The following is a 24620-nucleotide window of genomic DNA, read 5'->3' as shown; positions in this document are numbered from 1 at the left end:
GGCTCCCGCCTCTCGGTTTTAGAACCCCACTCTAGATTTTTCTTCTGCGTTTGCTCAAGGGCTCGGGATCCCGTTCCCGTTCCTGCCCTCGCCGGCCAGCACCTGCTCCAGCGTCGCCCTCGGCCCGTCCGGGCGCGGACCCACCTGGGCGAGCTGGATCAGCACCCCGTGCGCCTCCTTCGGGTGCAGGAACACCTCCCGCCAGCGGGGATCCGACAGGTTCAGCCCGTGCAGGCGGTAGCCCTTCCCCCTCAGCTCAGCCACGGCCGCGTCGATGTCGCTCACGTGGAAGTTGAGATGGTGCACGCCGCCCCTGCCCCGGGTCAGCTCGAAGAAGCTGTCGAAGAACGTCGAGCCGGGCAGCGGCTCCATCAGTTCGATCTTGCTCCCGTTGGTGTAGGTGAGCTGCAGGGTCCGGTATCCGGCCCGCCGGTTGTCGCCCCCGCCCCCGAGGTGCCGCCCACCGAGCAGGTCGCGGTAGATGGGCAGCAGGTCCCTGATGCGCGGCGCGGCCACGGCCGTGTGGTCGAAGGCCACCTCGACGCCGTCCAGTTCGAGCTCCACCCGGACTCCTTCCCCTCAGCGAATCTAGAATCTGATTCTAGACATCTCTCGTACACCCCGGAAACGCGAGATCCCGCACGGAGACGGTCTCCGTGCGGGATCTCGGGTGGAACCACGCGATCAGTCGCGGTGCAGCTTGCGGTAGGTCACCCGGTGCGGGCGGGCCGCGTCGGCGCCCAGCCGATCGATCTTGTTCTTCTCGTAGTCGGCGAAGTTGCCCTCGAACCAGAACCAGTTGGACCCTTCCTCCCACGCCAGGATGTGCGTGGCGATCCGGTCGAGGAACCACCGGTCGTGGGAGGTGATGACGGCGCAGCCCGGGAACTCCAGCAGCGCGTTCTCCAGCGAGGACAGCGTCTCGGTGTCGAGGTCGTTGGTGGGCTCGTCGAGCAGCAGCACGTTGCCGCCCTGCTTGAGGGTCAGCGCCAGGTTGAGCCGGTTGCGCTCGCCGCCGGACAGCACACCCGCCTTCTTCTGCTGGTCGGGCCCCCTGAACCCGAACGCGGCGATGTAGGCGCGCGACGGCATCTCGACGTTGCCGACCTTGATGTGGTCGAGCCCGTCGGAGACGACCTCCCACACGTTCTTGTTGGGGTCGATGCCGCCCCGGCTCTGGTCGGCGTACGAGATCTTGACGGTGTCGCCGACGGTGATGGCGCCGCCGTCGGGCTGCTCGTCACCCGTGATCATGCGGAAGAGCGTGGTCTTGCCGACGCCGTTGGGGCCGATGATGCCGACGATGCCGTTACGCGGCAGGTCGAAGGTGAGCTTCTCCATCAGCAGGCGGTCGTCGAAGCCCTTGGTGAGATCCTCCGCCCTGATGACCGTGGTGCCGAGGCGCGGGCCCGGCGGGATCTGGATCTCGTCGAAGTCGAGCTTGCGGTGCTTGTCGGCCTCGGCCGCCATCTCCTCGTAGCGCTGGAGCCGGGCCTTGCTCTTGGTCTGGCGGGCCTTCGGGTTGGACCGGACCCACTCCAGCTCGTCTTCGAGGCGCTTCTTGCGCTTGACGTCCTTCTGGCCCTCGACCCTGAGCCGGGCCGCCTTGGCCTCTAGGTAGGTCGAGTAGTTGCCCTCGTAGGCGAAGGCACGGCCGCGGTCGAGCTCGAGGATCCAGGTCGCGACGTTGTCGAGGAAGTAGCGGTCGTGGGTGACGGCCAGGACGGTGCCGGCGTACTTCTCCAGGTGCTGCTCCAGCCACTGGACGCTCTCGGCGTCGAGGTGGTTGGTCGGCTCGTCGAGCAGCAGCAGGTCGGGCGCCTCCAGCAGCAGCTTGCAGAGGGCCACGCGGCGGCGCTCGCCACCGGACAGCGTCGTCACGTCGGCGTCGGGCGGCGGGCAGCGCAGGGCGTCCATCGCCTGCTCCAGCTGGCTGTCGAGATCCCAGGCGTTGCGGTGCTCAAGCTGCTCCTGCAGCTTGCCCATCTCGTCGAGCAGCTCGTCGCTGTAGTCGGTGGCCATCTGCTCGGCGATCTCGTTGTAGCGCTCGAGCATCCTCATCGTCTCGGCGACGCCCTCCTGGACGTTGCCGAGCACGGTCTTCTCCTCGTTGAGAGGCGGCTCCTGCTGGAGCATGCCCACGGTGAAGCCCGGCATCAGCCGCGCCTCGCCGTTGGACGGCTGCTCCAGACCGGCCATCATCCGGAGCAGCGTCGACTTGCCCGTGCCGTTGGGCCCCAGGACACCGATCTTGGCCCCTGGCAGGAACGACAGGGTGACGTCGTCAAGGACAACCTTGTCGCCATGCGCCTTGCGCACGCGCTGAAGCGTATAGATGTACTCCGGCATGGTATCTAGCTTAGGGGCTCCCGCCCGAGCTTCCGAACGGGACGGCGAAGGGCCTTCCTGGCCGGGCCTGCCGGGGAGCCGCGAGGTCAGCCGGCCGGGTCGCCCTGGAGACGGGGCGGGACGGCGGGGACGCAGACGCGGTTTCTGCCCAGCTCCTTGGCCCGGTAGAGGGCCAGGTCGGCGGCCGCCAGGAGCTCGATGAGGTCGTCGCCGTGCTCGGACATCAGGGCGACGCCCGCCGAGACCGTGACCGAGATGACCGCCTCGTCGGCGGGGACGGACATGCGGCCGATCCGGGCACGCAGACGCTCGGCGACCCGGCGGGCCTCGTGCAGGTCGGCCCCCGGCAGCAGCACGACGAACTCCTCGCCGCCGAAGCGCCCCACCAGGTCGTAGTCGCGCAACTGGCCGCGGAGCACGTCCGCCACGTTGACCAGCACCAGGTCTCCGGCCAGATGCCCGTGGGCGTCGTTGACCCGTTTGAAGTGGTCGATGTCGATGATCAGGAGCGCGAGCGTCTCTCCCGTACGGCGCGCGCGGACGATCTCGGTGTCGGCCTCCCGCTGCCAGGCGGCGGCGTTGAGCAGGCCGGTCTTCGCGTCGGTGCGGGCCGCCGCCTGCAGCTGGGCGTGCAGGAGGCTGCGCTGGAGCAGCACGACCGGGGGGAGGGCGAGCAGCAGCAGGATGGGGTGCAGGCCGCACCCGACGGTCACCGTGACGCCGAGGCACAGCTCCACCACGTCCAGCGTGAAGCTCTCCCGGTCCCAGAGCACCGCGCGCCAGCCGAGGTCGGGGTTGGCGGTGTGGGCGGCGATCGCGATCAGGGCGGTGTTGATGAGCGCGAACACCACGGCGGCCAGGATAGCCAGCATGATGGTGGCGCTGTCGCTCCCCGAGAGCGGCCAGGCTTCCGGGGCCAGCCCGTGGAACAGCAGGGACGCCGCGCACCCGGCCAGGCCGATCGCGGCCGCGCTGAACACCCGCCGGTGCAGCACCGCCGCCCGGACCCGCAGCTGCAGCAGCGTCTGCAGCACGATCGGCGCGAGCAGCGCGTACACCGGCGGCAGCAGCAGCGCGACGGGCAGCCACCAGGCCGACAGCAGGTCACGCGACACCCCCGCCGGCATGCCGAGCCGTCGGGTGGCCTCGATGCAGACCGCGCCGCAGCCCATCAGCGCCGCGAAGACCATCAGGCTGCGCCAGTGGAAGGGGGTGGTGAGGGCCGTCGCGGCGATCGCGGCCAGGTCGGCGACGACGATCACACTGATGTAGGCGACCAAGGCCCGGCGTTGGCCGAGAAATGGCCATCGGGAGACCAATGCGGACAGACCGTCACGTCGCTTTATCGAGGTGTGACTGGCCGCCGCCATGTGGTCTCCCCTCCCACTAACGATGTGTAACACAATAGTTGCGGAGTGTGCGGTGCGCGATGGGAAACGATAGCTTTGCCAGAGAAACCGCAGAGCTTATGTGGTTGGCTGGATGTGGACACGGTTCGCTTCCGCGAACAAGCCACTGCGAAGGGAGCACATCATGATGCGGGGCGTCATCTGGACTTGACGACCGCCCTTGCCCTCCACGCGGGCGACCCATCGGCCCCGGCGCTCACCACTCAGCGCGCCACCGATGCCCCCTCCCCCCACCTTCCCGGGGCCCGGTTCGTCTTCCCGCATCCCTCGTGTTCCAGCATCACCCGCGCGACCTCTCGCCAGCGCCGAGGTCATCTCATCGACCTCTTCGGGAAACCCCCGGGCTAGGCACCGTGAGGCATGCCCCCGGCCCGCTCATCCCGCCGTCACCCCGGAGAGCCTGCGGAGAACCGGGGAGGACCCGGCCGGACGCCCGCCACCGGCTACGCGACATCGGCGCGCCGTTTCCGGCGCGGGACCTCCTGGCGGGACGCCAGAGGCGGCGCACCACCGCCAGCGGCCGGACCTCCTGACGGGACGCCGGGATCGGCGCGCCACTTCCACCACCGGACCACCTGGCCGGACGCCGGAGCCGGCACGCCGTTTCCGGCGCGGGCCCTCCTGGCGGGACGCCGGGGCCGGCGCGCCACTTCCAGCGCCGGATCACCTGACCGGACGCCAGGATCGGCGCGCCACCGCCAGCACCGGACCACCTGACCGAACGCCACGGTCGGCGCGCCACCGCCGGCACCGGACCACCTGGCCGGACGCCGGAAATGGCGCGCCGCCATGGACGGGGCATCAGGCTGCGGCTCGCTCTTCCTGTGGCCACTCGGCGTCTTCGGACTCCTTCTCGTTGTCGTCGGCGCCGATGATGCGCACCGCGGCCTCGTCCGCCGGGATCTCCCTGACCACCATGCCGGGCCCCTTGCGGGCGGCGCCCATCGCCCAGTCCTGGGTCTCCTCGTCGAGGCGGTCGCGCATCTCCCTGCTCACCGGGCCGCCGCCCGCCCGCTCGGGCTTGACGAAGGTGCCGGTGCCCCAGCGCAGGTCGTGGCCCACGGCCGAGGCCTCGACCTCGGGCATGAAACGCCGGTCACCCTCCGGGCCGAACTCGCGGATGCGGAGCTTGCCCGACACCACCACCGGCTGCCCGACCCGTACGGACTGGGCGACGTTGTCGCCCAGCGCGCGCCAGCAGCGCACCGCGAAGCAGACCTTCTCGCCGTCGGCCCACTGGCCCGACTTCCTGTCGAAGTAGCGATGGGCGGTGAGCACCCGGAGCGAGGTGACCTTGGACCCGTCGTCGAAGGTGTATTGACGCGGCTCCGCCGCGACGTTGCCGGTGAGCGTGACGTAGATGTCGTTCATCCGTTGCCTCCCCTGTGGCGGGCCGGACGCCCGCGACCTGGGACCACGGTGCCGACCACGGCCCGCCCGCGAAGCCGCCGAGCGGTGTTCTGGGGATGACCGCCCGGCGGGCGCGGAGGCTGTGGAAGGTCAGCTCGACAGGCCGCGCATCGCGGTGTAGAAGGCGTGGTGGCGGGCGAGTTCGCGCTCCACCGGCTCCACCACCATCTTCTCCGCGATCGCCGCCACCCGCCGCCGCATCTCCCGCTCCAGCCGCTCCCGCTCGCGCGAGGCGCCCAGCTCGACGAAGTTGCGTGAGGCGATGCCCGACAGGGCGCCCAGCCCGAGCACCGACACCGTCATCAGCGCCGCCCACGGCAGCGCCGCGGTGTCGCCCATCAGCTCCAGCGCCGGCGGCAGCGCGCCCGGTATGAGCAGCCCCAGCAGGAGCCAGAGCACGCCGCACCCGAACGCCGCCACCAGGGCGTACTGCCACGCCTTGAGCAGCCGCCACCAGGCGGGCACCCGGTCGAGCTGGGGCGCGACCTCGGTGAGGTCCTCGGTGAGCGCCGACGGCACCTTGCCCAGCCGGGAGCGGGCCGCGTGGTGGAGCGACGACCGCCACACCGGGTGCATGGTGCCCGACAGCCCTTCGGCCAGCGCCTGGACGGCGTTGGTGACCTCGGCCGCCTGCGCGGTCACGGTGCCGGCCGCGATGCCCTTGATCTCGTCGCTGACGTCCTCCAGGCGGAGGCTCTTGATCGGGTCGGGGCGGAACCGGTCGGCCCAGCGCGGGAACGGCCAGCCCACCCACTGGTTGGAGCGCTCGACGTAGATGTTCTCCATGGCCTCGCCCACGGCCGGCACGCCGACGGCGTCGCAGAGCGCGTCCACCAGGCCCATCTTGCGGGCCTCGTCCACCGCGGCGGGGATGGCCAGCGCCTCCCCGACCGGCATGGCGGCCGTCATCCGCTGCTCCAGCTTGCGGAGGTCGGCCTCCAGCCTCTGGATCGCGGCCCGGCGGCGGAAGACGGCCGCCGCGACGACGCTCTTGAGGCTCTCGACGCCGCGGCCGGTGACGGCCGAGGTCGGCACGACCGTCGGGTGCTCGACGCCTTCGCGGCGGAGCAGGTCGTTGAGGTCGATGACCAGCTCGGCCAGTTCCTCGGTGGAGAGCCGGTCGGCCTGGTTGAGCGCGAACACGGTCACCGCCTCGTGGCCCGCCAGCTCGGTGACGTAGCGGCGGTGGGTGGAGGCGTCGGCGTACTTCTGCGGGTCGAGCACCCACACCACCAGGTCGGCCAGCCCGATGAGCCGGTCGGCCTCGTTGTCGTTGAGCGCCCTGATCGAGTCGTGGTCGGGCAGGTCGAGCAGGATGAGCCCGTGCAGCTGGCTCTCGCCCTTGTCCAGCGCGCTGGCCCGGGCGAACCGGTGGCGCCACTGGATCTGCAGCCAGTCGAGCAGCGGCGCCGCGCCTTCGAGCCCCCACACGCAGGCGTGGGTGCGGGCGGTGGTGGGCCGCCGCACGCCGGTCGGCGACAGCTCCAGCCCCGAGACGGCGTTGAACAGCGACGACTTGCCGCTGCCCGTGCCGCCCGCGAGGGCGACCACGGTGTGCTCCGACGACAGCTTGAGCCGGTCACCGGCGCGCAGCAGCAGCGACTCGGCCTCCGACATCAGCTTGGGGTCGAGCCGTCCGGGGCCGAGCTCCACGACCTTGGACAGCGCGGACAGCCGGGACGAGAGCCCCGGCCTGGGCGTGGTGACGGTGGTCATCGTGCGACCTCAAGGTTGTACGTGGCCTGGTAGAGCCGCGTCGCGGCGGACTCGTCGGGGATGCCGGCCGAGTCGAGCGCTTGCACGTATCGCATGGACTCCTCGTCGAACAGCATGCTGATCCTGGCCCGCAGGTCGCTCAGCGCCTTGGCGCCGATGCCGCGCAGCGACTCGGCGCCCAGCAGCGCCTTGACCAGCCGGTGCGGCACCCCCTCGACATGGCCGCCGCTGAACATGGCGACCATGAAGATCAGCGACAGCGAGTCGGCGTCGAACGACACCAGCTTCGACACCGTCCGCTTGGCCACGCCCTCGGTGCGGACCAGCTCGGTGACGTGTTCCTGCCAGGCCGCGACAGCCCGGCCGGCGTGCCGTACGAGGTCGTCGGAAGGTCGCTCCAGGCCGTCGGCGAGCGCCGCCCCGACCTCGGCGCGGTGCCGCCAGCGAGCGGTCACCTCCTCAGCCGCGCGGGTGGCGGCGGCCACGATCACGGACTCCAGGCCGGCCCGCAGCGCCGCCCTGAACGCGATGATCCGCTCGGGCGTCTGCCTGCCGCTCCTGGCGCGCTTGCGCAGCTGGAGCGAGCGCATCAGGTCGCCGGAGCCGGCGAAGTCCTGCCAGCGGGCGAGCACCTCGCCGTGGATCAGCGCACCGCTCCTGAACGCCTTGTCGAGGTCCGTGAGGGCGCCGAGGTAGGCGGCCTCCACGTCGCCGCGCAGCTCACCGCGGAAGGCGACCTGCGCCTCCAGGTGCTTGGCCAGCGCCGGCACGCGGGTGCGGAAGCTGTCGAGCACGCCGTTGAGCGTCTCCTTGACCGCCTGGGCGCGGCGGGCCCCGTCGACGGACAGCTCGGCGAGCCACAGCCGCACCTCGGTCACCTCGCTGTCGGGCAGCCGACCGTCGGCGACCTTCGACTCGCTGATGACGAACCGGTCGATCTCGCCCAGGCCGTACTCGGTGAGCATCCGGACGAAGTGCTTGAGCACCACCTCGCGGGCCCTGTCCTGGACGCGGGAGAGCACGATGGCCAGCCTGGCGCCGCGCTCCTTGGCCAGGCGGAGCAGGTTCCAGGCGGGGGCGTCGGCGTAGCGGGCGGCGGTGGTGACGAAGATCCACAGGTCGGCGGCGTCGAGCATGCGGTGGGCGATCTCGTGGTGCTCCTCGACGACCGAGTCGATGTCGGGGGTGTCGAGCAGCGCCACGCCCTGGGGCAGCTTCTCCGTGGCGCTGATCACGATGCCGCGCTGGCCCGCCTCGGGCCTGGCCTGGTCGAACCGTCGCAGGCCGCCCAGCAGCTCGCCCTCGGCGAACCACTGGCGGTCGTCGGGATGGCAGACCAGGACGGGCACGCCGGTGGTCGGCCGCCGCACGCCGGTGCGCGACACGTTCTTCTCGGCGAGGGAGTTGACCAGCGTGGACTTGCCCGCGCCGGTCGAGCCCGCGACCACGATCAGGGCGGGCGCGGTGTTCATCCGCACCCTCGGCAGCACGTAGTCCTCAAGCTGGGCGAGCAGCTCGCCGCTCGCCTTGCGCGCCTCGCCGGCGCCCGGCAGGTCGAGCCCGAACCGCAGCGACGCCACACTCTCGCGCAGCGCCCCGAGCGCCGCCGCCATCGCCTTCACGGTCTCAGGCGGCAACTCCTCCTCACGTACGCCCTCCGCCTCGGGCCCCTCGGATACGGACTCCGCCTCGGCCTCAGGCTTGTCAGGTACAGAATCCGCCTCGGGCCCCTCGGATACGGAGTCCGTCTCGGTCTCGGTCTCCTCCGGTACGGAGTCCGTCTCGGTCTCGGTCTCCTCCGGCACGGAGTCCGCCTCGGTCTCGGGACTCTCCCGTACGGAGTCCGGCTCGTCGCCGAAGTCCTCCGGTACGGACTTCGCCTCGGGCTCCTCCGGTACGGAGTCCGCCTCGTCTTCGTCGGCGACGGCCTTCTCGTCAGCGCTGTCCCCGGGTGCTTCGGCCGGAAGGCCGGACTCGGCGGCCTCGGATGCGTCGGACTCGGCGGGTGCCTCCGGCTCGGAGTCCTCGACGGCGACCGGTTCGCGCTTGGCCGCAGGAGTTCCCTCCGGAGCCTGGTCCGTCTCCTCCCCGGTCGCGGGCTCCGGCTCGGCAGCCGCGGCCCCGGAGCCTCTGACGACCGGGCCGAAGGCGTCGAACTGGGGCTCAGCGGGCGCCTCGGGACCCGGCTTCGAGTCCCCGGAGGCGAACGGCGTGAAGGCATCGAACTCGGGCTCGGAGCGCTCGGCGACACCCGGCTCACGCCTCCCGGCGGGAGACTCCGGCTCGGAGCGCTCGCCGGCCCGGCTCCCGGCAGGAGAGTCCCGCCCGGGTCGGGCGGCGGAGCTCTCCGGCGGGCCGGTGGCTTCGCGTTCCGGCTTCGCGCCTGGCGGGCGGCCCGCAGCCCGCTTTGGCTCGGCGGGTAGGTCCGCCGGAGGGCCCGGGGGCGCGTCGGTAATGGCGGGGAGGCTCAGGGTCTGCTCCCCTGGCCGCTCTCCGCGCCCGTCATCCATGGCGGTGTTCAAGGCAGGCGCTCCGCTCGAACCATCTCGACCTCCTGGCCGACCTCGACGACATCGCCGACGACGATGATCGCCGGTGGCCGTATCCCAGCCGCGGACACGCGTTCGGCCACGGTGGAAAGCGAAGCGGTGACCGCCCGCTGGGTCGGAAGGGTACCGTCCTGCACCACCATTACGGGAGTCTCCGGTGGACGTCCGTCTCGGATGAGGGCCTCGGCGACCGCGGGCAGCCGCTCGACGGCCATCATGAGCACCAGGGTGCCACGGGAACGCGCCAGGCCGGGCCAGTCGACGGTGGACCGGGGGTCGTCCGGCGCGACATGCACCGAAATGACGTGGAACTCCTGGCTCACCCCGCGGTGCGTGACGGGGACACCGGCCGCGGCGGGCACCGCGACGGCGCTGCTGATGCCGGGCACGACCAGCACGGGGATGCCGGCCCGGGCGCAGGCGATCATCTCCTCGCCGCCGCGCCCGAACACGAACGGGTCGCCGCCCTTGAGCCGGACCACGAACTTGCCCTCTCTGGCGCGCTCCACCAGCAGCTCGTTGATCTTCTCCTGGGAGAGGGACCGGCCGTAGGGCACCTTGGCGGCGTCGACCAGCTCGACATCGGGGGCCAGCTCGTCGAGCAGGGCGCGGGGCGCCAGCCGGTCGGCGACGACCACGTCGGCCTGCGCGAGGAGCTGGCGCCCGCGTACGGTGATCAGCCCGGGGTCGCCGGGCCCGCCGCCGACGAGCGCCACGCCCACCGGCTTGGTGCGGTTGCGCCGGGCGTCGACGGTGCCGTCGCGCAGCGCGCCCACCACGGCGTCACGGATGCCGGCCGCCCTGCGCGGGTCGCCGCCCGCGGTGACGGCCACGCTGATCTCGTCGACCCGGCCGGAGGCCGGGGTCCAGGCGGCGGAGGCGTCCTTGTCGTCGGCGCGCACGCACCAGATGCGCTTGGCCTCGGCCTCGGCGGCCACCGCGGTGTTGACCGGCCGGTCGTCGGTGCACGCCTGGACGAGCCAGGCGCCGTCGCAGTCGCCCACCTGGTAGGGCCGGGCGTGCCAGGTGACCCGGCCCGCGGCGATGAGGTCGTCCAGAGCGGGGGTGACGGACGGCGAGACCACGGTCACTTCCGCGCCGGCGTCGAGCAGCGCGGGCACCCGCCGCTGGGCGACTCTCCCGCCACCCACGACGAGGACCCGGCGACCGGAAAGCCGCAGGCCGAGGAGGTAGGGGCCCATGGTGGGTGAATCTCCCGTTCGCGAACGTTGTGTGCTAGGTGGATAAACCTACCGGCTCTCAACGCGTCATTTGTTGCGCAGGGGTCAACGGCCGTCGAGCAGAGGCCGGCGGGGGTCCCAGCGCTCTCCGCCCGCTTCGTCGGCGCGCCGTCTGGCCATCGCCGAGAGCGCCTCCAGGACGACCCTGTTGCCGAGGAGCGCCGTGATGTCGGCGTGGTCGTACGGGGGCGCGACCTCGACGATCTCCATGCCCGCGACGGGCAGCTCGTAGCAGATGCGCCGCACCGCGTCGAGCAGTTGCCGGGCCGTGAGCCCGCCCGGCTCGGGGGTGCCGGTGCCGGGCGCGTGGCCGGGGTCGCACACGTCGATGTCGATGGACAGGAAGATCTGGTCGCACTCGTCCAGGGCGATGCGGAACGCCTCCGTGAGGCACTCCTCCAGGCCGCGGGCGACGATCTCGGTCATCTCGTAGGAGCGCATGTCCTGCCGGGCCATCCACTCCAGCGTCTCCGGCTCCGGCCAGTAGCCGCGCAGCCCGATCTGCAGGAACCGGTCACCGCGGATCGCGCCGGACTCGATCAGCCGGCGCATCGGCTGACCGTGCCCGTACAGGTGGCCGAAGGAGATGTTCCCGGTGTCGGCGTGCGCGTCGAAGTGGATCATCGAGGTGCGGCCGGGGGCGTGCGCGCGGGCGGTGCCGCGGGCGTCCGGCAGCGCCACCGTGTGGTCGCCGCCGAGCACCACCGGGACGGCGCCGGAGGCGGCGATCCGGTGCACCGCCGACTCGATGGCCTCCAGTGAGCCCTCCACGTCGCCCGAGTAGCACTCGACGTCGCCGGCGTCGAGCACCCGCAGGTCGCGCAGGGCGTCCACGCGCAGCGCGAGGCTGGGCCTGGAGCCGTCCTGCGGCAGGTAGCAGGCCTGGCGCAGGGCCATCGGGCCGAATCTGGCGCCGGGGCGGTGGGAGGTCCCGCCGTCGAAGGGGGCGCCGAGGATGACGACGTCCGCGTCCGCGTAGCTCGCGGGGTCGTCGACGTCGCAGCGTTCGACGCCGAGGAAGGTGAGGTCCGGGCCGTACATCGGTCCGTATCTGGGCACTGGTCACCTCATCGGGTGGTTCCTGTCCCTTTCATCATCACATGTGCTTCTCGGTGACTCCGGCCGAGTCGAACGTGGCGACCTCGTGCATGACGCGGACGGCGGCGCAGACGAGCGGGTGGGCCAGCAGCCCGCCGGTGCCCTCGCCGAGCCGCAGCTCCAGGTCCACCAGAGGGCGCAGGCCGAGGTGCTCCAGCGCGGCGGAATGACCGGGCTCGGCGGAGCGGTGGCCCGCGACGCAGTGGTCGACGGCGGCGGGTGAGAGCGCGGCGGCGGCCAGCGCGGCGGCCCCGGCGATCACGCCGTCGAGGATCACCGGCACCCGCGCCGCCGCCCCGCCCAGGATGAAGCCGGCGATGGCGGCGTGCTCGAACCCGCCGACGGCGGCCAGCACCCGCGACGCCTCCTGCAGCTTGAGCCCGTGCGGATCCGGCCGGCCCTCCATGAGGATGCCGTTGACCTGGAGCGCCTCGCGGACGACGGCGATCTTGCGGGCGTGGGTCTCCTCCGTGACGCCGGTGCCGAGGCCGGTCACCGCGGCGGGGTCGCGGCCGGTGAAGGCCGCGATCAGCGCCGCCGAGGCCGTCGTGTTGGCGATGCCCATGTCTCCCGTGATCAGGCACCGGGCGCCGGACGCCACCAGGTCGCGGGCCACGCCGATGCCCGCCTCCAGCGCGCGTACGGCCTCCTCGCCGGTCATCGCGGGGCCCCGCGACAGATCGGCGGTGCCGTACGCGATCTTCCGCTTGACCAGGCGGGCGTCGTCGGGCAGGTCGGCGGCGACGCCGACGTCCACCACGGTGACCGACGCCCCGATCTGGGCGGCGAAGGCGTTGGCCACCGCCCCTTCCGCCAGGAAGTTGTGCACCATCTGCACCGTGACCTCCTGCGGCCACGGGGTGACGCCGCGGGCGTGCACGCCGTGGTCGGCGGCGAAGATGGCCAGCGCGGCCGGCTCCGGCATGGGCGGCGGGCTGACCCCGGCCGCCCCGGCGAGCCGCACGGCGACCTCCTCCAGCGCGCCGAGGGACCCGCGCGGCTTGGTGAGCCGGTCCTGGTGGGCACGCGCGTCGGCGATCGCGCGGGGGTCGGCGGGGCGGAGCGCGGCGAGTGTCTCGGCGAGCACGGAACCTCCGGGGGTTCAGGGGACCAGCTGCTGGAGGGCTTCCTCGTAGCGGTCGATGACCACGTCGGCCAGCGTCTCACAGTCGCCGATCACCTCGGCGCAGCGGATGTCGAGCTCGGGGTGGCCGGCGCCGTACGCGAGCGCCTGCGCCCACACGCGCTCCAGCGTGCCGCCCGCGAACAGCAGGTAGGGCACGACGATGACGCGCTTGGCGCCGAGGCGGCGGCAGCGCTCCAGCCCGCCGGGCACACCGGGCGGGGTGAGGGAGACGAACGCGGTCTCCACGGTCATGAAGTCGTACGCGTGAGTCTCCCAGAACAGCCGGGACACGCGGTGCACGTCGGCGTTGGCGGCCGGGTCGGTGGAGCCGTCACCGACCAGCACGACGGCGGTCTCACCCGGCTCGACGTGCGGCGGGACGCCGTCGGACGCGACGCCGTCGACGGCGCGCAGCCGAGGGCGGGCGCCGACCAGCTCCAGCGGGCGCGGCCTGGGCATCTCGGTGGCGGCGTCGTTGAGCCGCTCGGCGAGCAGCGCGAGCACGCGCGGGTCGGGGCCGACCGGCCGGCCGTGGTCGTACACGAGGGTGGGGTGCCGCTGCTGCTCCAGGGCCAGGGCGGCGGGGAGTTCGCCGTTGGTCCGGCTCAGGGTCAGCGGCAGCGCCACCAGGCGGTGGTGACCGCGGGCGACCAGAGAGGCGACGGACTCGCTCAGCAGGGGCGTGGCCCGCTCGAGGTAGCCGCCCGACACGTCGGCGGCGGTCTGGTCGAGCCGGCAGCGGAGCCGGTGCACGAACCTGCCGAACTCGGCGGAATCGGCGTCGTCGTTGGAGCCCTGCCCGACAAGCAGGAGCGGCGGCTTCATGGGGAAGGTTCTCCGGTGCGTAGAAGAGGACACGCGAGGATAACCGATGTGCGGCGCTGAGCGACAGGTCAGGAAGTGCCCGCGGGTGTCGCGTGCACGACGAAGACCGGGTCGGCGGAGCTCAGGCTGTGCGCGCCGTCGGGGCCGATGACGAGCCCGGAGGCCAGGATCTGGGTGCCTTCGGCGCGGTAGCCGTGCTCGCGCAGCAGGTCGAGCACGGCGGACACGCGTTCGACGGTCTTCAGCGCGCACACCAGCGAGCGGGGCCGGCGGGCGGCGCAGGCGACGATCACGTCGGGGCCGCCGCCGCCGACGAAGACGGCGTCGGGGTCGGGCAGCGGTTCGAGCGCGGGCGGCGCCTGCCCCCGGGTGAGCGCCACCTTGACGCCGTGGCTCAGGACGTTCTCGCGCAGCCGGGCGCAGGCGTCGGCGTCGCGCTCGACGGCCATCACCGCGGCGCCGAACCTGGCGCACTCCACCGCGATCTCGCCGTTGCCCGCGCCCACGTCCCAGACCAGGTCGCCGAGCCGGGGCCCGAGCTTGGCGAGCACGTACGCGCGCACCTCGGCGGGCAGCCTGGACTCCAGCGGCAGCGCCCATCCGGCCGGTCCCGGCTGGGCGCCCGCCACCCAGCCGGGCTCCTTCCGGCGGTGCAGCGGGTCGATCACGAGCACCACGTCCGGGTCCTTCCACGGCCGGGTGGTGGCCTCGCCCATGCGGCTGTGGGTGACGCGCTCGTCGGGCCCGCCGAGGTCCTCGCAGACGACGAGCGCGCGCGGGGTGGTGGGGGCGAGCTCCCTGGCGATCTCGCCGGGGCCGACGCCGGGGGTGACGAGCAGCGCGACCTTGGGGTGCGCCCGGCAGGCGTTGACCACGCGGGCGAGCTGGTGGGGGCCGGCCGGGGCGACCACGAGGGCGTCGTCCCAGTCGAGCCCGGCGCAGGCGAAGGCACGGGTGACGATCGAGGTGGCGGGCAGCACGTCGGGCTCCAGCCCGTGGCCGCGCAGCGTGCGCACCACGCCGAAGAAGCCGGGGTCGCCCTCGGCGATCACGACGGCCGGGCCCTCGCCCCGCTCCATGTGGGCGTCGAGGGCGTCGAGCAGGCCGCCGGGATGGGCCGTGGCGGCGGACGGGGCCAGCCGCCGGGTCAGGTGGTCGGGGCCGATGACCAGCCTGGCGGCCTTCAGCCGGTCGGCCGCCTTGGCCGACAGCCCGGAACCGTCCCACCCGACAACCGTGATCATGGGCCTCACCGTCCTCACCCACCAGATTGACGGTTGCACCACCGTTTCACCAAGAGGTCCCGCTCAGGAAAGGTCGGACGGGATCAGGCTGAAGACGACGAGGTCCTCGCCGCGCAGCGCGTTGCGTTCGACGCCCTCGCGGACGAAGCCCGCCTTCTCCGCGACCCGCTGGGAGGCGGGGTTGGACACCGCGGCCCGCAGCTTGAGCCGCTGGAAGCGCTGCTCGCGCAGCAGCCAGCGGGCGATGGCGGCGACGGCCTCGGTGGTGTAGCCCCGGCCGCGCGCCCACGGCGCGGCCATGTAGCCGATCTCGCACGACCGGTTGGCCCAGTCGACGTTGGCCGCGAACCGGCCGCCGGCCAGCTCTTCCACGGCCCAGGCGATGCCGTCGCCGCGCAGCCGCATCCGCTCGGAGGTCGCGACGAAGGCGCGGGCGTGGGCCTGGCCGTAGCGGCGCGGCACGCCGGTCATGGCCTGGGTGAGCGGGTCGGCGCCGGTGGCGGCCAGGTCCGGCACGTCCTTCTCGGCGGGCGGGCGGATGAGCAGCCGTTCGGTGCGCAGCTCGGCCCTGGGCAGGGTCTCGCCAGGGGTCCGGCCGTCGTCGCGGAGCATCCCGAAGATCACCAGATCGTGCGGCCCGTCGTCTTCGAGCACCGCGGCGCGCAGCACGCCTTCCCAGGTGAAGCCAGCTTTCCTGGCCACGTGCAGGGACGGCAGGTTGTCCAGGTTGGCCGTCAGGTCGACGCGGCGCAGCGTGGTCTCGGCGAAGACGTACGCGACCAGCCCGCGCAACGCCTCGGTGGCGAACCCGCGCCCCCGGTGGAGCGGGTGCACGCCGTAGCCGACCTCGGTGGTGCCGGCGCCCCACGCGGTCTTGAACAGGCTGATGGCGCCGACGATGAGCCCGTTCCCGTCCGTCATCGCCAGGTGGATGCCCTGGCCTGAGCGCTGGAGTTCGTGCACGCCGTTGGCGAGCCACTGGGAGACGGACGCCAGGTGACCCGGGGCGCCGGGGGGCAGGAACCGGACGCCCGACTCGACGACGGATCTGATCCGGTCCACGTCCGAGAGGCCGAACGGGCGCAGAACGAGCCGCTCGGTGGTGATGGTCAGCCGGGGATCGAACACGTCGGCAGCGTACACAATCAGCCATGTTTGCCCACGAAAGCGGGGGTAGGGGGGCGCAACGGGAGGAGCGATGATGAAAGAGCACAGCCCTCGCATGGACGAGCAGCGAAGGCACGAGCCGGACGGGTTCGACGGTCCCGACGGCAACCCACGCGGCGTCGGGACGGTGCCCGCCGAGGAGTGGCGGGAGCCCGAGCCGGGCCAGCTGGAGCGCGTGCACCGCTACACGCCCGGGCAGGGAGGCCCGGCAGGCGTCCGCGGCGACCTGGCCGCGTGGCTGAGCGACGCCGACTTCCCCGCCACCCCTTACGACCTGATGCGGCACGCCGAGCGGATGGGCGCCCCCGACGAGGTGGTCACGTTGCTGCGCGCGCTGCCGGCCCGCCGTTACATGACCGTGCCCGAGGTGTGCCGGGCCGTGGGACCCGGCGCGGCAAGGCGGAGGTGATGACACGTGCGACTCGACTTCATCCGGCCGCTCTACGAGCGCCCGGGGCCGTACGCGTCGGTGTACGTGGGCGGGCTCACCGCGCGGGACCGGTCCGCCCTGTGGACGAGCCTGTGTGACGAGCTGGAGCGGGCCGGCGGCACCGAGTCCGAGGCGCTGCGTGAGGAGGTGCTGAGCCCGGGACCGGGACGGGCGGTGTTCGCCGTGCACGGCGACGTGGTGCTGTCGGAGCCGCTGCCGGAGGCGCCCCGCCCGCTGGCGGCGTTCTCGCCGCTGCCGCTCGTCACTCCGATGCTGATGCAGCGGGGCGAGAGTGTGCCGCACCTGCGGGTGATCATCGACCACGCCGGCGCGGACGTCTCGGTGCACGGGAACGGCTCGCCGCGCAAGACGACCGTCGAGGCCGAGGAGTGGCCGCTGCAGAAGACCGCGCAGGGCGGCTTCTCCCAGCGGCACTACGAGAAGGCGGTGGAGGAGACCTGGGAGAAGAACGCCGTGGCCGTCGCCCAGGAGGTCGACGAGCAGGTGCGGCGCACCGACGCCCAGCTCGTGCTGGTGGCGGGTGAGCCGCATTCGCGCTCGCTGCTCTGCGACCACCTCGGCCCCCGGTCCACCGGCCGCATCCAGATGCTGGAGCGCGGCCACCGCAACGCGACCGGCGGGTTCGAGCAGGACGTGGAGACCGCGCTCGGCGGCTGGCTGGACGACCGCAGGGCCGAGCTGCTGAACCGCCACGGCGAGCAGGACGGCCCGACCGGGGTGGCCCGGGTGGCGCAGGCGCTGCGCGAGGGCCGGGTGCACGCGCTGCTGATGCCCGGCGAGCTGCCGCGCACCGTCTGGATCGGCGAGGGCGCGACGCAGGTGTCGCGCGACGCCGGGGAGCTCCGCACGTGGGGGGTGGAGCACCCGGTGCAGGAGCGCGCCGACTCGGCCCTCGTCAGGGCGGCGGCGATGACCGACGCCGAGATCTGGTTCACCGACCAGGTGGAGGACGTCGCGGCGGTGCTCAGGTACTGACGATCACTTCCAGGGTCCTGGGGCCGTGCACGCCTTCGACCCGGTTCAGCTCGATGTCGCTGGTGGCGGACGGGCCGCTGATCCAGGTGAGGGGGCGTGACGGGTCGAGACGGGCCACCGCCTCGGGGACGCCCGCCACGATCTGGCCGGCCCGCACCACGCACAAATGGTAGTCGGGCACCAGCGTCTGCGCGCGGGTGCCCTGGCCGGGGCCGGTGTCGAGGACGATGGTGCCGGTCTCGGCGATGGCGACCGCGCAGCCGGTCACGACGCCGTCGGCGGCGTCCAGTTCGGCCAGCGACCCGCCGGCGGGCTCGGCGCCCCCCGACCATTCGGGCGGGAGTCCGTCGGGGATCACCATGCGGCGCCCCCGTACCAGCTCGGTGATCGCGGCGGGCACCTCGGCGGCGGGCAGCACGTGCACGATGGCGCGGTAGTCGCGCACCCGCTCGGCGAACAGGCCGGCCAGGTCGTCCACCGGCGGCGCGGTGCGGTAGCCGCGCGGGATCTCCACCTCGGGCGCGCCGCGCACGGCCTGCCGGATCCGGCCGAGTATCTCCTCACGGGCGCCCATGCCGCTCCTCTCTTTCCCACCAGTCCCTGAACGGTTCTTCCGGGATGTCCGGCAGGTCGCGGGTGTCGGTCCAGGCCGACAGCGGGCCGGGCAGCCTCTTCGGCACCAGCTTGCGCAGCCGCGAGGCCAGGCGCTGGACCCCGGCCAGGCGGGCCCGGTCGCCGAACACCCAGCCGGCCAGCCGCATGCCCGCGCGCTCCGCGGCCCCGTGCGGGGCCTCGGCACGCAGGTGGACGAGCACCTCGGGGATGTCGATCGCCACCGGGCAGGCCTCGAAGCAGGCGCCGCACAGGCTGGACGCGTACGGGAGCGAGGCGTCCAGGTCGGAGCCCATGCCGCGCAGTTGCGGGGTGAGGATGGCGCCGATCGGGCCCGGGTAGACCGAGCCGTAGGCGTGGCCGCCCGCCCGCTCGTAGACGGGACACACGTTCAGGCAGGCCGAGCAGCGGATGCAGCGCAGTGCCTGGCGGCCCACCTCGTCGGCGAGCACTCCGGTGCGGCCGTTGTCGAGCAGCACCAGGTGGAACTCCTGGCCCTCGGCCGAGCCCGTCCAGGTGCTGGTGTAGGGGTTCATCCGCTCGCCGGTGGAGCTGCGCGGCAGCAGTTGCAGGAACACCTCGAGGTCGCGCCAGGACGGCACCAGCTTCTCGATGCCGACCACGCTGATGAGCGTCTCGGGCAGGCTCAGGCACATGCGGCCGTTGCCCTCGGACTCCAGCACCACGAGCGTGCCGGTCTCGGCGACCATGAAGTTGGCGCCGGAGATGGCGACCTTGCTCCTGAGGAACCGTTCGCGCAGGTGGAGGCGGGCGGCCTCGGCCAGCGCGGCGGGCTCGTCGGTGAGCCCTTCGGGGGCGTCGCCCATCCGGTCCAGGAAGATCTCGCGGATCTCGGCCCGGTTGCGGTGGATGGCCGGCACCAGGATGTGGCTGGGGAAGTCGTCGCCGAGCTGGACGATCAGCTCGGCCAGGTCGGTCTCGTGGGCGGCGATGCCGTGCTCGGCCAGCGCCTCGTTCAGGCCGATCTCCTGGGTGGCCATCGACTTGACCTTGACGACCTCGGTCTCGCCGGTGGCCTTGACCAGATCGGTGACGATGCGGTTGGCCTCGGCGGCGTCGCGCGCCCAGTGCACGTGGCCGCCCGCGTCCGTGACGGCCTCCTCCAGCTGGAGGAGGTAGCGGTCGAGGTGGCGCAGCGTCTCGTCCTTGATGGCCTTGCCGGCCGCGCGCAGCTCCTGCCAGTCGGGCAGTTCGCCGACGACGCTCGCGCGCCTGCCTCGGATCGTGTGGGTGGCTTTGCGGAGGTTGTAGCGAAGCTGCGAGTTTTGTACGGCTTTTTCGGCGTTTTTCGGGAAACTCCCGGGCATGCCGAGGAACGTGGCGCTCATCCGCCCGCCTCCGTGGCGGCCAGGATCTCCGCGATGTGCATCACCCGTACCCCCGTCTTCTGGCGGGCCAGCGTGCCGCCGATGTGCATCAGGCAGGAGTTGTCGGCCGCGCACAGCACCTCGGCGCCGGTGCCGAGCACGTTGCGCGCCTTGTCGGCGCCCATGGCGGCGGAGACGGCCGCGTTCTTCATCGCGAACGTGCCGCCGAAGCCGCAGCACTCCTCGGCGCCCGGAAGCTGGACCAGCTCCAGCCCGCGCACCCGGCCCAGCAGCCGCACGGGGCGGTCGCCGAGATGGAGCCCGCGCAGCGAGTGGCAGGTCGGATGGTAGGTCACCCGGTGCGGGAAGTAGGCCCCCACGTCCTCGACCTTCAGCACGTCCAGCAGGAACTCGGTCAGCTCGTGCACCCGCGGCACCACCCGCCCGACGGCCGCCGCTCCCTTGCTGCCGGGCTTGACCAGCTTGGGGTACTGCTCCCGGATCATCGCGGCGCAGGACCCGGAGGGGACGACCACCGCCTCGTAGCCGGCGAAGACCTCGGTGAAGTGGCGCGCCAGCCGCACTCCCTCCTGCGGGTAACCGGTGTTGAGGTGCATCTGCCCGCAGCAGGTCTGCGTGGCCGGGAAGTCGACCTCGCAGCCCAGCCGGCGCAGCAGCGACACGACGGCCTTGCCGGTGCCGGGGAAGAGCGTGTCGTTCACGCACGTGAGAAACAGGGCGACTCGCACGCTTCTCCTTCCGGGTATGGTCTGACCACAGTATGGTCGGACCATAGAGGAACGCAATCCTCGAAGGAGGTCCCGTTGCCTGATACCCGCCCGAAGCGGACCCGCACGTTCGAGGACGTGCTCGCCCAGCTGGAGCGCCGGATCGCGGACGACGGGCTGACGGCGGGCGACCGGCTGCCCGCGGAGCGGCAGCTCGCCGAGGAGCTCGGCGTGAGCCGCTCGTCGGTGCGCGAGGCGATGCGCGTGCTGGAGACGCTCGGCGTGGTGACGTCCCAGGTCGGGCGGGGGCCGGACGCGGGCGCGGTGCTGATCTCCCGGCCCGACCACACGCTGACCGACCTGCTGAGGCTGCACCTCGGGCTGGCCAGCCTGGAGCCGCGCGAGGTGATCGACACCCGGCTGATGATCGAGCGCTGGGCGGCCGCCCGCGCCGCCTCGGCCGGCGCGGACACCACCGCGCTCGCCGTCGCGCTGGCGGGGATGGACGCGGCGCGGTCGGCGGAGGAGTTCGTCGAGCACGACACCGCCTTCCACTGCGCGATCGCGGACGCGTCCGGCAACCGGCTGATCGCCGCGTTCATGCGCTCGCTGCGCGACTCCATGCGGCGGCACGCGGTGGAAGCCGTCGAACAGCTGGGCGACACGACGGTGCTGCGCGCCGGGCACGTGCGCATCCTCGCCGCGATCCGCGCGGCCGACCCGGAGGAAGCCGCCCGCGCGGTCGCCGACCACCTGGCGGACGCCTACCCGTCGCTGTTCTGACAGTCAGCCGGGGGTCAGGGTGTCGGCGACCCGGCAGGCCGCGCCCGAGCAGGAACGCATCGCGTCCAGCCGGGCCCGCAGGTCCTTCAGCAGCCCGGGGTTCGCGCAGGCGGCGAGGTTGTGCAGCTGGTAGGGGTCCTCGCGCAGGTCGTAGAGCTGCTCCTCCCCCGTCTCGTACGCGACGTAGAGGTGGCGGCGGGTCCGCACGGCACGGTAGCCGGGCACCGGCGTCTGCGCGGCCGAGCGGCGGTTGGCCGGTCTGGCGAACTCGACGAGCACGTTCTCCCGCCACCCGGCCGGCCGCCCGCCGCGCAGCAGCGGCGTCATCGACCGGCCTTCGGCGAACGACGGCACCCGCGCCCCGCCCAGCTCCGCGATGGTGGGGGCCAGGTCGACGGTGGCGCTGAGCTCCCCGGCCGACGCCCCGGCCGGCACGCCGGGCCCGCGCACCACCAGCGGCACCCGGATCGCCTCCTCGAACGGCGTGGTCTTGCCCTGGGCCAACCGGTGCGTGCCCAGGTGGAACCCGTTGTCGGAGGTGAAGAACACGTACGTGTCACGCAGCCGGCCCGTCTTCGCCAGCGCGTCCATCACCGAGCCCACGAGGTCGTCCACCCCCAGCATGGCCCGCAGCCTGGTGCGGTACAGCTGGTCGGCCCTGTCCATCTCGCTCTGGCTCAGCGGGGGCCGGTCGCGCAGCCAGGCGGGCTCCTTGCTCACGTCCTCCTGGTTGAACGACGGCGGCCTGGGCGCCGTGGCCTCGGTGAACGCCTCCGCGTGCCGTACCGGAGGGTTGGCCGGCAGGTGGGGCGCGACCGGCGCCAGGAAGAGGAAGAACGGCCGCCCGTCCGCGGCGATGAAGTCGCTCGCCTTGCCGGCCAGCACGTCGGCGAGGTGGTCATGCTCGCCCCAGCCGTACTCGACCGGCCGGCCGTCGCTGTTGAGCCGGTAGCCGTACTCGTTGTAGAGGCCGCGCACGGGCACGTGCCAGGTGTCCCAGCCGGGCGGCACGTACGTCTCGGGCATCGGGCCTGGGTAGTGGTTGAGGTACTTGCCCATGTACGCGGTGCGATACCCGGCATCCTGCATCCAAGTCCCGATAGTGGAACGTTCCAGACCCAAGCCGTTGAAGCGCTCAAATCCCCCTTCCGGGGCGGTGTTCGTCCATACGCCATGACTGTGGACGTACTGGGAGCGCAGGATGGACGAGCGCGACGGACAGCACCAGGAGTCGGCCGTGAAGAACCGGTCGAACGACATGCCCTGCCGCACCAGATGGCGGGTGATCTGGGGAAAGTGCGCGAGGGTCCCGGCCTCCAGGTCGTCGGCCATGATGACCACGATGTTCGGCGACCTCCGGGAGGCGCCCGTGGGCTCGGCCGCGAGCGACAGCAGGAGCAGGACGCAGGCCAGACAGCGCAGGAGCACAGGGTCAGGCTTCCCCTGCCGACGACGCATTGACACCCCCGCCGCGGCCGGGGGTAATAGAACTAGATTCCGGAGGTGTCGATGAAGCTCGGCCTGAACGTCGGTTACTGGCAGCGCCACGCCGACGACGCGACCGAGTCGGTGCTGGCCGCCGAACGGCTCGGCTACGACTCGGTGTGGACCGCGGAGGCGTACGGCACCGACGTGTTCACGCCGCTGGCCTGGTACGGGGCGCGCACGTCGCGGATCAAGCTGGGCACCTCCGTCGCCCAGCTCTCCGCCCGCCCGCCGGTCACCACGGCCATGACCGCCATGACCCTCGACCACCTGACGGGCGGCCGGCTGCTGCTCGGCGTGGGCGCGTCCGGGCCGCAGGTGGTCGAGGGCTGGTACGGCCAGCCGTTCGCCAAACCGCTGGCCCGTACGCGCGAGTACGTCGAAATCATGCGGAAGGTGTGGCGCCGCGAGGAGCCCGTGACCAGCGACGGCCCGCACTACCCGCTCCCCCTGCCCGGCGGCCTGGGCAAGCCGCTCAAGCTCATCACCCACCCGCTGCGCGAGGACATCCCCGTCTACCTGGGCGCCGAGGGCCCGAAGAACGTCGCACTCGCCGCCGAGGTCGCCCAGGGCTGGCTCCCGCTCTTCGCGTTCCCTTCCAAGATCGAGGAGATGTACGGCGACGCGCTCGCCTCGCGCGACCCCGACTTCGACATCGCGGCCATGGTCATGGTGATCATCTCCGACGACGTGCGGGCGGCGCTCGACGGGGTCAAGATGATGCTGACCCTGTACATCGGCGGCATGGGGGCCAGGCACCGCAACTTCCACGCCGACATCATCGGCCGGATGGGCTACGCCGAGGCCGCCGAGCACATCCAGGCCCTCTACCTGGCGGGCCGCAAGGACGAGGCGTTCCGCGCCATCCCGGACGAGCTGGCCGACGGCATCTCCCTGGTCGGCCCGCCGGGGCGGATCAAAGAACGCCTGGAGCCGTGGCACAAGTCGCCGGTCACGTCGCTGCTCGTGATGGGCCCGCGCGACGAGCCGTCCCTACGGACCATCCGCGACCTGGTGCTCGGCTGAGCGGAGGACCCCACCGCAGCGGGCTGAATCGTCATCGCTCAACACAGGAGTGATGACAGTATGTGATTATGCGCGCACCCCGAGCGAAATCTTTCAATACCGCGGGCCCGTGTGACCCCCGGCTCCACTACATGATCCCGCCCACGCCCCGGCTTCCCGAGGCTCGGACGCTGATCGACACGGATCGCTACTTCGTGGTCCACGCGCCCCGGCAGACCGGCAAGACGACGGGTCTGCGCACCCTGGCGTCCGAGTTGACGGCCGAGAGGGACATCGCGGCCCTGGCGTTCTCCTGCGAGCGCGCCAAAGTGGCCGGTGACGACTACGCGGCCGCGGAGTCGATCCTGCTGCAATCCATCCGCGAGGCCGCCGAGCGATCGGGCTGGCCGAAGAAACTGCTCCCGCCGGACCCCTGGCCGCAGGCCACGCCGGGCACCCGATTCGGTACGGGCCTGAGCGCGTGGTGCCGCCGCAGTCCGCGCCGGATCGTGCTGCTCTTCGACGAGATCGACGCCCTGCAGGGCAACAGCCTGGTCAGCTTCCTCTGCCAGCTCAGGGACGGTCACAACGCCCGCCCGGACGGGCACCCGTTCCCCGCGTCCGTGATCCTGTGCGGGCTGCGCGACGTCCGCGACTACAAGACCGCCGTGGGCGCCGACCCGGGCCGGTGCAACCCCACCAGCCCGTTCAACATCGTCACCAAGTCGCTGCGCCTGGGCGACTTCACCGCCGGCCAGATCGGCGAGCTGTACGGCCAGCACACCGAGGCGACCGGCCAGGAGTTCACCAAGGACGCGGTGGAGCGGGTATTCGAGCTGACGCAAGGACAGCCGTGGCTGGTCAACGCCGTGGCCCACGAGATCACCTTCGAGATGGGGGTGACCGGCGCCGTCACCGCCGGGCAGGTGGACGAGGCCAAGGAACGGTTGATCAGGGCGCGCGCCGTCCACCTGGACTCCCTGGCCGCGCGGTTGCACGAGCCCCGGGTCAAGCGGGTGATGGAACCGATCGTGGCCGGCGACCTCTACACCGACTCCGCCTTGTCCGACGATCTGTCCTACGTCCGTGACCTGGGGCTGATCAAGCAGAAACCCCCGC

General features: G+C 72.4%; 21 protein-coding genes. 5 read left to right on the top strand and 16 right to left on the bottom strand.

Features of this window, described 5'->3' with window-relative positions; genetic code table 11:
* Positions 1-54: 54 nt before the first annotated feature.
* The 12 genes from ABD999_RS38085 to ABD999_RS38030 form a co-directional block, all read right to left on the bottom strand.
* A complete protein-coding gene (locus ABD999_RS38085; RefSeq protein ID WP_271278049.1) occupies positions 55-564 on the bottom strand; it encodes a VOC family protein in 510 nt (169 codons plus the stop codon).
* A gap of 120 nt (positions 565-684) precedes the next feature.
* Positions 685-2349: an energy-dependent translational throttle protein EttA gene (gene ettA / locus ABD999_RS38080; RefSeq protein WP_148029885.1), complete on the bottom strand. Its 1665-nt coding sequence runs from the start codon at positions 2347-2349 to the stop codon at positions 685-687.
* Positions 2350-2435: 86 nt separating this feature from the next.
* Positions 2436-3629: a GGDEF domain-containing protein gene (locus ABD999_RS38075; RefSeq protein WP_246640523.1), complete on the bottom strand. Its 1194-nt coding sequence runs from the start codon at positions 3627-3629 to the stop codon at positions 2436-2438.
* Between the two features lie 930 nt (positions 3630-4559).
* Complete coding sequence (locus ABD999_RS38070; RefSeq protein WP_148029883.1) at positions 4560-5129, bottom strand: single-stranded DNA-binding protein; 570 nt, start codon at positions 5127-5129, stop codon at positions 4560-4562.
* A 129-nt stretch (positions 5130-5258) separates the two neighbouring features.
* Complete coding sequence (locus ABD999_RS38065) at positions 5259-6884, bottom strand: P-loop NTPase family protein (protein WP_271278048.1); 1626 nt, start codon at positions 6882-6884, stop codon at positions 5259-5261.
* Entirely contained in the window at positions 6881-9394 is a 2514-nt protein-coding gene (locus ABD999_RS38060) for a dynamin family protein (protein ID WP_271278047.1), read from the bottom strand. The genes ABD999_RS38065 and ABD999_RS38060 overlap by 4 nt, the downstream gene beginning before the upstream one ends.
* 8 nt (positions 9395-9402) lie before the next feature.
* On the bottom strand, positions 9403-10635 hold the full coding sequence (cobA, locus tag ABD999_RS38055; RefSeq protein WP_148029881.1) for a uroporphyrinogen-III C-methyltransferase: 1233 nt from the start codon (positions 10633-10635) through the stop codon (positions 9403-9405).
* 84 nt (positions 10636-10719) lie between these two features.
* Entirely contained in the window at positions 10720-11733 is a 1014-nt protein-coding gene (gene speB / locus ABD999_RS38050; protein WP_148029880.1) for an agmatinase, read from the bottom strand.
* Between the two features lie 37 nt (positions 11734-11770).
* Positions 11771-12859 carry a nicotinate-nucleotide--dimethylbenzimidazole phosphoribosyltransferase gene (gene cobT, locus ABD999_RS38045; protein WP_148029879.1) on the bottom strand — a complete coding sequence of 363 codons (1089 nt, stop codon included), beginning with the start codon at positions 12857-12859 and terminating at the stop codon, positions 11771-11773.
* A 15-nt stretch (positions 12860-12874) separates the two neighbouring features.
* A complete protein-coding gene (locus ABD999_RS38040; protein ID WP_148029878.1) occupies positions 12875-13723 on the bottom strand; it encodes a sirohydrochlorin chelatase in 849 nt (282 codons plus the stop codon).
* Positions 13724-13791: 68 nt separating this feature from the next.
* Positions 13792-14967 (bottom strand): bifunctional cobalt-precorrin-7 (C(5))-methyltransferase/cobalt-precorrin-6B (C(15))-methyltransferase, encoded by a 1176-nt coding sequence (locus ABD999_RS38035; protein ID WP_271278045.1) that lies wholly within the window; start codon positions 14965-14967, stop codon positions 13792-13794.
* A gap of 63 nt (positions 14968-15030) precedes the next feature.
* Positions 15031-16095 (bottom strand): GNAT family N-acetyltransferase, encoded by a 1065-nt coding sequence (locus ABD999_RS38030; protein WP_271278044.1) that lies wholly within the window; start codon positions 16093-16095, stop codon positions 15031-15033.
* A 94-nt stretch (positions 16096-16189) separates the two neighbouring features.
* Between ABD999_RS38030 and ABD999_RS38025 the strand changes: the two genes are divergently transcribed.
* A complete protein-coding gene (locus ABD999_RS38025) occupies positions 16190-16543 on the top strand; it encodes a DUF2795 domain-containing protein (protein ID WP_187281006.1) in 354 nt (117 codons plus the stop codon).
* A gap of 6 nt (positions 16544-16549) precedes the next feature.
* The gene (locus ABD999_RS38020) at positions 16550-17560 is read left to right on the top strand and encodes a baeRF2 domain-containing protein (RefSeq protein ID WP_148029874.1); all 1011 of its coding nucleotides are present in this window, start codon (positions 16550-16552) and stop codon (positions 17558-17560) included.
* Here the strand turns inward: ABD999_RS38020 and ABD999_RS38015 are convergent.
* The 3 genes from ABD999_RS38015 to ABD999_RS38005 are packed head-to-tail and all read right to left on the bottom strand — an operon-like array spanning position 17550 to position 20249.
* A complete protein-coding gene (locus ABD999_RS38015) occupies positions 17550-18134 on the bottom strand; it encodes a LutC/YkgG family protein (RefSeq protein WP_271278043.1) in 585 nt (194 codons plus the stop codon). The genes ABD999_RS38020 and ABD999_RS38015 overlap by 11 nt on opposite strands.
* Positions 18121-19521 carry a lactate utilization protein B gene (locus tag ABD999_RS38010; protein ID WP_271278042.1) on the bottom strand — a complete coding sequence of 467 codons (1401 nt, stop codon included), beginning with the start codon at positions 19519-19521 and terminating at the stop codon, positions 18121-18123. Before ABD999_RS38010 ends, ABD999_RS38015 begins: the two co-directional genes overlap by 14 nt.
* The gene (locus tag ABD999_RS38005; protein WP_271278041.1) at positions 19518-20249 is read right to left on the bottom strand and encodes a (Fe-S)-binding protein; all 732 of its coding nucleotides are present in this window, start codon (positions 20247-20249) and stop codon (positions 19518-19520) included. The genes ABD999_RS38010 and ABD999_RS38005 overlap by 4 nt, the downstream gene beginning before the upstream one ends.
* Before the next feature lie 75 nt (positions 20250-20324).
* Here ABD999_RS38005 and ABD999_RS38000 point away from each other — a divergent pair, with 75 nt between their 5' ends.
* Complete coding sequence (locus ABD999_RS38000) at positions 20325-21011, top strand: FadR/GntR family transcriptional regulator (protein ID WP_271278040.1); 687 nt, start codon at positions 20325-20327, stop codon at positions 21009-21011.
* A gap of 3 nt (positions 21012-21014) precedes the next feature.
* On the opposite strand, the gene ABD999_RS37995 is transcribed toward ABD999_RS38000, so the two are convergent.
* Positions 21015-22439, bottom strand: coding sequence for a sulfatase family protein (locus ABD999_RS37995; protein WP_271278039.1), 1425 nt, complete (start codon positions 22437-22439; stop codon positions 21015-21017).
* Between the two features lie 81 nt (positions 22440-22520).
* Between ABD999_RS37995 and ABD999_RS37990 the strand changes: the two genes are divergently transcribed.
* A complete protein-coding gene (locus ABD999_RS37990; protein ID WP_148034354.1) occupies positions 22521-23522 on the top strand; it encodes an LLM class F420-dependent oxidoreductase in 1002 nt (333 codons plus the stop codon).
* Between the two features lie 131 nt (positions 23523-23653).
* Positions 23654-24620 (top strand): AAA family ATPase (locus tag ABD999_RS37985; RefSeq protein ID WP_345483138.1); only part of this gene is annotated, 967 nt, incomplete at its 3' end.

It is taken from the genome of Nonomuraea ferruginea, from assembly GCF_039540635.1.
GTDB lineage: Bacteria > Actinomycetota > Actinomycetes > Streptosporangiales > Streptosporangiaceae > Nonomuraea > Nonomuraea ferruginea.
The sequence above is the reverse complement of the archived record's forward strand: the minus strand, read 5'-3'. Positions and strand labels throughout refer to the sequence as shown.